General features: G+C 40.4%; 7 protein-coding genes and 1 pseudogene. 2 read left to right on the top strand and 6 right to left on the bottom strand.

The window, feature by feature from the left end; genetic code table 11:
* Window positions 1–640 (top strand): annotated as a pseudogene (locus C4E06_RS21610) (aminotransferase class I/II-fold pyridoxal phosphate-dependent enzyme); the annotation flags it as partial.
* On the opposite strand, the gene C4E06_RS21605 reads toward C4E06_RS21610, so the two are convergent.
* From C4E06_RS21605 to C4E06_RS21580, 6 genes are all read right to left on the bottom strand, one after another.
* Window positions 618–1067, bottom strand: a complete 450-nt coding sequence (locus tag C4E06_RS21605; RefSeq protein ID WP_107670477.1) for a hypothetical protein — start codon at window positions 1065–1067, stop codon at window positions 618–620. The pseudogene C4E06_RS21610 and the gene C4E06_RS21605 overlap by 23 nt on opposite strands.
* 50 nt (window positions 1068–1117) lie before the next feature.
* Entirely contained in the window at window positions 1118–2308 is a 1191-nt protein-coding gene (locus tag C4E06_RS21600) for a glycosyltransferase family 4 protein (RefSeq protein ID WP_107670476.1), read from the bottom strand.
* A 49-nt stretch (window positions 2309–2357) separates the two neighbouring features.
* Window positions 2358–3089 (bottom strand): 2-phosphosulfolactate phosphatase family protein, encoded by a 732-nt coding sequence (locus tag C4E06_RS21595; RefSeq protein WP_107670475.1) that lies wholly within the window; start codon window positions 3087–3089, stop codon window positions 2358–2360.
* Window positions 3090–3343: 254 nt separating this feature from the next.
* Window positions 3344–3586, bottom strand: a complete 243-nt coding sequence (locus C4E06_RS21590; protein ID WP_008277608.1) for a NifU family protein — start codon at window positions 3584–3586, stop codon at window positions 3344–3346.
* 99 nt (window positions 3587–3685) lie between these two features.
* Window positions 3686–4330, bottom strand: coding sequence for a ribonuclease H-like domain-containing protein (locus C4E06_RS21585; protein ID WP_107670474.1), 645 nt, complete (start codon window positions 4328–4330; stop codon window positions 3686–3688).
* Between the two features lie 159 nt (window positions 4331–4489).
* Complete coding sequence (locus C4E06_RS21580) at window positions 4490–5140, bottom strand: 1-acyl-sn-glycerol-3-phosphate acyltransferase (protein WP_107670473.1); 651 nt, start codon at window positions 5138–5140, stop codon at window positions 4490–4492.
* A 244-nt stretch (window positions 5141–5384) separates the two neighbouring features.
* Between C4E06_RS21580 and C4E06_RS21575 the strand changes: the two genes are divergently transcribed.
* Window positions 5385–6569, top strand: coding sequence for an RNA-guided endonuclease TnpB family protein (locus C4E06_RS21575; RefSeq protein WP_107670472.1), 1185 nt, complete (start codon window positions 5385–5387; stop codon window positions 6567–6569).
* Window positions 6570–6612 lie beyond the last annotated feature (43 nt).

Below are 6612 nucleotides of genomic sequence, written 5' to 3'. Positions count from 1 at the left end.
ATCCTTAGCTTTTTTCCAGAAAGCGGTGGCTTTTTGTCAAGAGCATGGGTTAGTATTGGTTCATGATTTTCCCTACGTTGACATTGTTTTCGAGGGAATGGCTCAACCCCCTTCAATTTTACAGGCTGACCCCACAAAATCCCTTTCGATTGAGTTTTTTTACCCTCTCTAAGTCCTATAATATGGGTGGCTTTCGGATTGGTTACGCCATCGGTAATGCTGAGATTATTCAAGCTTTAAGACGGGTGAAAGCGGTGGTGGATTTTAATCAATATCGAGGCATTTTAAACGGGGCGATCGCAGCGTTAAACGGCGATCAACCACGGTTAAAAAGACGGTTAAACGCTTTCAAACCAGACGAGATGCCTTTATCAATGCGCTTAATGCGATCGGTTGGCCAGTTACCTCTCCTCAAGCGACGATGTATGTCTGGGCAAAATTACCCCAACCTTGGCAAAATAAATCCGTTGAATTTTGTACCGAGTTAGTGGCAGCTACAGGGGTAGCTGTGTCTCCTGGTGCCGGGTTTGGGAAACAAGGGGAAGGGTATGTAAGATTTGCCTTAGTCCATGATCCTGATATCCTCGAACTGGCTGTGCAGAAAATCGCCCAGTTTCTTAATAGTGTTGCCAGGCACTAAATTCATAATAAATATTCCCACGGGTACTATGGCGATTTCCTCTTAATTCCCTTAGTTTTTTGTTTAAATAATCTTGAGCTTCATTAGGGGGAAGTTCTGTGGCTTGCATAAAGGTTAAAATACTAATTTTGCCGTGACTTTGTTCTAATAGTTTATAAAAAATAGTATCGATATCTTTTCTGATCGATTTTAAATAGATATAGATAGAAATCGAATAAACCAATGATAAGAAAAACCCGAAAATATGTAATAAAAATTGACTAACAATAGACTCAATAAAAACAAACTCAAAGACAAGAAAAAAAATCAAAGTATTCCAAAAGATATAAGCTTCTCTTACTTTTTCCCTTTGGGTTTTGACTTTTAACTTAAGAATTATAATCAGATAAACAATAACGGTTATGGCAAAATAGACGATCCACTTCATTGATAATCCCCAATCCGCTGATCATCCCTATTCTATCTTTTCATTGTTAACTACTCCCAGTGAATTTGCGATCGCTGTTCACATACCACCCGATAAACGGCTTCCGTTTGTTTAGCTAACGCTGGCCACCCAAAACGCAAGGCCAACTCTTCATAAGCTTTTTCCACCAACTGTTGACCATAATCAGGATTTTTTAGGACCTCTAAAATGCCCCAAGCCAAAGAGTCTGGGTTATTCACCTCTGTCACAATGCCTGTTTTTTGATGATTAACCACTTCCGGTAAACCTCCTGTACTCGATACCACCACCGGAACACGGGCTGCAAAACTTTCTAAGGCCACAATCCCAAAGGGTTCGTATAAACTAGGAAAGACAGCACAGTCAGCAATGGTTTGAAAACGATCTAAATCTTCATCCGACATAAACCCCGTAAAACAACAACGGTTCGCAATCCCCAACTCATGCGCTTCTGCTTGTAAATGTTGGGTATTGCCGCCACCAATAATCACGATTTTGGCATTTCCTTGTAATTCCCATAACACCTTGGCTGCTGCTTGTAAGAGTAAGGAAACCCCTTTTTCACGGGTCATTCTCCCCACATAATAGATGATTTTTTCGTGATCGAGGGCAAATTGACGGCGAAAGGTCAAGTAATCAAAATTAGGATCTTGACGCTTTTTTTCGGCCCGAATGCCGTTGTAAATAATATCAACCTTATCCAAAGGGGTTTCAAAGGCCCGTTTGAGTTCGTGACGCATATAATCACTACAAACAATCACCCGCCAAGAATCATAAATTAAGTTGCCTTCTTTTTTGGAGATGTAGCGTTGAGTATCATTATGAATCCCATTGTAACGACCGTATTCTGTGGCGTGGATGGTGGCAATGAGAGGAATTTTAAATAAATGTTTCAAGGCGATGGCTGCATCGCCCACTAACCAGTCGTGGGCGTGAATCACATCAAAGGGCCCTTTCTCTTGAATTAATTGTCCTCCATAATGACCCATACTATTATTCATATTGACAATCCAGTGAAAAAAGTCATTAGCTTCTTGCACCGGAACACGATAAACATGAACCCCGTCAACCTGTTCATAGGAGGGACTCTGCCCGAATTCTACGGTAAGTAAATGAATTTCGTGGCCTAATTTGCTAATTTCTGGATATAATTCGGCAACATGACGGGCAATACCTCCCACGAGACGGGGGGGGAATTCCCAAGTCAATACCAAAATTTTCATAACGAAGGAATCCTCGAGAATTTAGGGAAGCTAAACCAGCATAGGATACCTAGGAGAATTTTACCAAGACTCCTGGTTCTTTTTGTATCGGTAACACTTCTATAATGTCACTTTTAGCGCAGTATTGTAAATCCTCTTGGCAGTTCAACCGTAATAATCTTTGACCGTGACTAGAGCGGTGAAACATTTCTAAGAGGTTATCATGCCATTGAGCATATAGGGCCGTTGCTGCAATGACTTCGTCGTTACTTACTTCTACCATTTGGGCATCATGAAGAATTAAAGCGTGGGCGATCGCTCCTGCACAGACGGTATCTTCGAGGGAATATCCCCCTTCCCATCCCGATCCTACTAACCACACGGTTTCGGGTTGCTGTTTAATAATATAATTAACGGCCGCTTGTCGATTAATCATAGCTGCAGTGATCACTGTTTTGGCGTTTTCAACCCGTTGTAGGGCGCGGGTGCCATTGGTGGTGGTTAAAAAGAAACGTTTTTCGCCTACTGTCTCCGGGGTACAGTCCAAAGGGGAGTTACCCAGATCAAACCTTTCTACCTTTGCCCCTCCTCTTTCGCCTGCTCGAATGCGTTTTTCTGGCAGCCATTGTTCACTGACTGCGATTAATTTGTCGATATCACTGAAGGTTTGAACCGCTTCTGCACCGGCTTCTAAAACCGTGGCAATGGTGGTGGTGGCTCGTAAGACATCGATCACAACGGCGCAGTCGGGTAAATGGTCCGTGGGGGTTAGTTCAGGCGTATGATAGACAAATAGCTTCACGTTTGTCCTCAGCAAAAGTTAATTGGGGATGAATTCTATCTTATCTGGGTGATGGCCTCCTGGCAAAATTATTTATAGTGCTACGCACTGGGGAATAGGAAATGGGCAAGGGTTCTCCCCCTCACAAAAGGGGGAGTTAGAGGGGGTGGCAATGGTTGATTATATAGTCGTTTCAACCTTTACCAATGTCTTAACTATCATGGGTCGCTCTATATCAAGAAACCCTCGTTTTTATTGACGAGGGTTACCAGACTTTAGAATGCTTGTTCTACTTCGGCAATTTCAGGGATCATCTCTCTTAAGCGTCTTTCAATGCCCATTTTGAGGGTCATGGTTGAGCTAGGACAAGAGCCACAAGCTCCCTGTAACCGAAGTTTAACGATGGGCCCTTCGATTTCGACTAATTCGACGTTGCCACCGTCTGCCATTAAATAGGGGCGCATTTCGTCTAAGACGGTTTCTACATTATCGGGGGTTAGGGCCATGGCTTGTGTCATGATTTACCTCTACTCTGATTCTTTTAAACGACGTTATCTTTATCCTACCTTGAACTTTTCTAATTATCCATTCTCAATTGTCAATTTTCCCTTATTTGTTTAATGTTCAAAAATATCCTTATAATACATTAAGTCTAATTCTACAAATACGGGAATAACTTCCATGCACTTTTGGGCAATTTCCCATCTTTCTTCTCTTTGTAACATGGTAATTAATTGTTGTCTCAGTTGAATTAAATATCTCACATCATTGGCGGCATAACTTAATTGTGCTTCTGATAAATTTTGACTATTTCCCCAGTCCGAACTCTGAGAACTTTTGTCTAATTCGACTCCTTCTATTTCTTGAACTAAGGATTTTAAACCATGAGATCCCGTATAGGTTCTTGCTAATTTACTGGCTACTTTCGTACAAAAAATTGGGGCTGTTTCTATGCCGAAATTATACTTAAATTGCGCCACATCAAAGCGAGCATAGTGGAAAATTTTAACAATCTTTTGATTTTCTAATAATTGTTTTAAATTGTCTGCTGTTTGTTGTCCTTTTTCAATACGAATCGCTGTTACATATCCACTCGGATCGCATAATTGCACTAAACAGAGTCGATCTCTTTGGGGAATTAATCCCATGGTTTCAGTGTCAATAGCAATGGCATCAGCTTGTAAATAACGGTCTAAGGTTTCTGAGGTAAGATCGCGATCGCAAACTTGAAAATTATTATTTTTTCCTGAAGCTTGAGTCATTTTTATTCTATTAATTTGTTCGATATCAAATTACCTTATTTTTATAATCATGCTCTAAAAAAAAACAATTTCTTAATCATAAAGACTAATTTACTTTACACTTTTTTAAAGGGAACTTTGGCCTTTTGCCTTTTGCCTTTTGCCTTGTGCGTAGCACTACTAGCGTCCTAAATCATGAAGTTCATTAATAATGGTAGTGCATTTTTGGGTTACGGTTTCTAATGCTTGGCGTTTATTGGACTCAGGAGGTGCAATAACTTCACCAACACGAATGGTTACAGGAACGGGACGGGGAAAGGGAGAGCCTTTTTGTAATATTTTCTCTGTTCCCCATAAAGAGACTGGCAAAAGAGGAACTTGCGCCTTAGCTGCAATCATGGCCGCCCCTAATTTTGGGTCATGAACTCGACTATCAGGGGTACGAGTTCCCTCTAAGAATAGCCCCACTAACCAACCGTCTTTGACGGCGTTTAAGGCTGCGCGAATGGCTGCGCGATCGCTTTTTCCTCTCTTGACCGGATAGGCTCCATATAAGCGGATACCTTCTTTTAATATCGGTACTTTAAATAATTCTTCTTTGGCCATGAAAGCCACGGGACGACCCAAAGAAGAAGATAATAGGGGAGGATCAAAATAGCTACCATGATTACTAACCACCACTAAAGGGTGCTTTTTCGGCACATTCTCTCGACCATAGACCCGTCCACGGAAGTAAGTATAGAACGTAGGAACAATAATAGAGCTTTTGAAGAGATAATATAGGGCTAAACTTGAAATCGGCTCTCTTTCTTTGAATTCGCTGTTTTCCATTGGGTTAGCTGGCTACAAGTCTAAGGAATCAACAGACTATTTTTTTCATCAATTCTTGATCCTAGCATAAAAAAGACAACAAAAATGAAGCGACATTTTTCTATTCATGACTAATTCATGACCTAAAAAACGGAGAGCGCAAGCCCCTAGTTTATAACTATGGGGATAAGCTCGACAGGGAATTTATTCGGTGTCCTACAAAATCTATGCTAGAATATATTTACGCCGATTCATCTAGCGTCAAATGATAGTTTACGAGTTCAAAATCAAAGGGAAAAAACATCAATATCAAGCAATAGACGAAGCTATTAAAACAGGACAGTTTGTTCGTAACAAATGCTTGCGTTATTGGATAGATGGACAAAAAGTTAGTCGTGCCGAACTTTATCGGTACAATACTACACTACGTTCTGAATACCCCTTTGTTAAAGACTTAAATTCTCATGCTTGCCAAGCATCCGTAGAAAGATGCTGGTCATCGATAGCCAGATTTTTTGATAATTGTAAGAAGCAAATTCCTGGAAAGAAAGGATATCCAAGATTCAAGAAAAATGCTCGTTCAGTTGAGTATAAAACCAGTGGATGGAAACTTTTAGACCCTAAACATATTGAGTTTACTGATAAAAAAGGAATTGGAAAACTCAAATTAATTGGAACGTGGGATTTAGCTTTTTATTCAGAAGATAAAATCAAAAGGGTTAGATTAGTTCGTCGTGCAGATGGTTATTACTGTCAGTTCTGTATCTCTGTTGATGTCAAAGACGAATTATCACCAACCCATCAAACTATCGGTTTAGATGTTGGTTTAAAGGAATTTTACACTGATTCAATGGGACGAACTGAACCCAACCCTAGATTTTATCGTCAAGGAGAAGAACGATTAAAATTTTATCAACGTCGTGTTTCTCGTAAAAAGAAAGGTTCAATCAACCGCAAAAAAGCCATTAACAAACTTGGGCGTAAACACCTCAAAATAAGTAGGCAACGTGAAGAACACGCTAAAAGACTAGCTCGTTGCGTAATCCAATCTAACGATTTGGTAGCCTATGAAGATTTGAGGATTAAAAACTTAGTAAAAAATCACTGTTTAGCCAAGTCAATTAATGATGCTGGTTGGTATCAATTCAGGAAATGGTTAGAGTATTTTGGTGCGAAAATGAATAGGGTAACTGTTGCTGTAAGCCCTGCCTATACGTCTCAAAATTGTTCTAACTGTGGTGCTGTTGTTAAAAAATCTTTATCTACAAGGACTCATATTTGTGCTTGTGGATGTCAATTAGATCGTGATAAAAACGCAGCCATTAACATTCTAAATCGAGCCTTGGGTACGACGGGTCACGTCGGAACCTGGATCTTAGATCCGAACGCTTCTGGAGATTTGTCCTCTACTATTGCTGGTTCGCCCTGCGATAGCAAGATAGGTCTATGAAAGAAGAATCCCCCGAATTCTATTCGTGGGGAGTGTCAATAAT

This window comes from Cyanothece sp. BG0011, assembly GCF_003013815.1.
GTDB lineage: Bacteria > Cyanobacteriota > Cyanobacteriia > Cyanobacteriales > Microcystaceae > Crocosphaera.
Note: the sequence above shows the minus strand (reverse complement) of the source record. Positions and strands in the feature narration are given on the sequence as shown.

What these genes read in the sequence shown, in the direction of transcription:
- C4E06_RS21605 (WP_107670477.1), bottom strand. Translation starts at nt 1,067, where the DNA reads ATGAAGTGGATCGTCTATTTTGCCATAACCGTTATTGTTTATCTGATT.
- C4E06_RS21600 (WP_107670476.1), bottom strand. Translation starts at nt 2,308, where the DNA reads ATGAAAATTTTGGTATTGACTTGGGAATTCCCCCCCCGTCTCGTGGGA.
- C4E06_RS21590 (WP_008277608.1), bottom strand. Translation starts at nt 3,586, where the DNA reads ATGACACAAGCCATGGCCCTAACCCCCGATAATGTAGAAACCGTCTTA.
- C4E06_RS21585 (WP_107670474.1), bottom strand. Translation starts at nt 4,330, where the DNA reads ATGACTCAAGCTTCAGGAAAAAATAATAATTTTCAAGTTTGCGATCGC.
- C4E06_RS21580 (WP_107670473.1), bottom strand. Translation starts at nt 5,140, where the DNA reads ATGGAAAACAGCGAATTCAAAGAAAGAGAGCCGATTTCAAGTTTAGCC.
- C4E06_RS21575 (WP_107670472.1), top strand. Translation starts at nt 5,385, where the DNA reads ATGATAGTTTACGAGTTCAAAATCAAAGGGAAAAAACATCAATATCAA.